Source organism: Oleiphilus sp. HI0061 (genome assembly GCF_001635675.1).
Genome location: NZ_LWFE01000403.1, coordinates 1 through 949 on the forward strand (window position 1 = coordinate 1; position 949 = coordinate 949).

Annotated in this window: 1 protein-coding gene; it reads left to right on the plus strand. The window is 42.9% G+C overall.

From position 1 onward, the window contains the following. Window positions 1-41 precede the first annotated feature (41 nt). Window positions 42-949, plus strand: a 908-nt coding sequence (locus A3735_RS05510) for a YihY/virulence factor BrkB family protein (RefSeq protein WP_068637713.1), incomplete at its 3' end; no start/stop codon positions are given.

Below are 949 nucleotides of genomic sequence, written 5' to 3' on the forward strand. Positions count from 1 at the left end.
TGATTTGTGAGATTGATGCTGTCACGACAGGGTAGGTCATTTTGAAAAACTTGCTAGATCAATGGAAGGACGCTGAAGCCTGGCTTTTAGCCTCACCAAAGCCCTCAATGAATCCCCTTATGTCTTTGCTTCGGGACGCCCTTCGAATTCTTTATGTTGTGATCCGTGATATCGCTACCGGGCAAATAACGCTTCACGCAATGAGTCTTGTTTATACGACGATTCTTTCGATTGTCCCTATGCTGGCCTTGAGCTTTTCAGTTTTGAAAGCTTTCAATGTACAAGACCGTTTTACCCCGATGCTCTATAGCTTCCTTGAACCGATGGGGGCTAAAGGCATCGAAATACATAATAGTGTTTTGTCCTTCGTCGATAATATGAAGGTTGGTGTACTGGGCTTTCTTGGTTTTATTATATTGTTCTATACGGTTATCTCCCTAATCCAGAAGATAGAAAAGGCATTTAATACGATTTGGTTCGCACCGGAATTGCGTTCCTTGGGGCAGCGTTTCAGTAACTACCTGATCGTTGTGCTGGTTGGTCCAGTCTTGGTGGTTGCTGCTATTAGTCTAACCGCGTCAACAATGAATTCCAGCCTGGTTCAAAGTATCGCTTCAATTGAACCCTTTGGCACGGTGATCTTAATGATGACCAAACTGATGCCTTTCTTTATGATTATTCTGACATTTACCATGTTTTATATTCTAATGCCAAATACTCGAGTTAACTTTAAAAGTGCTTTGGTGGGCGGTGTCGTGGGTGGAAGTGCGTGGCAGGCTTCAAGCATTCTCTTTACGGCCTTCGTCGTAAATTCGTCTAAGTACGATGCGATCTATTCCGGTTTTGCCGTCGGTATTTTGTTACTGATTTGGTTGTACGTAAACTGGCTAATTTTACTGCTAGGGTCGAGTATTGCGTTTTATCACCAACATGAAAGCCATATCACAAA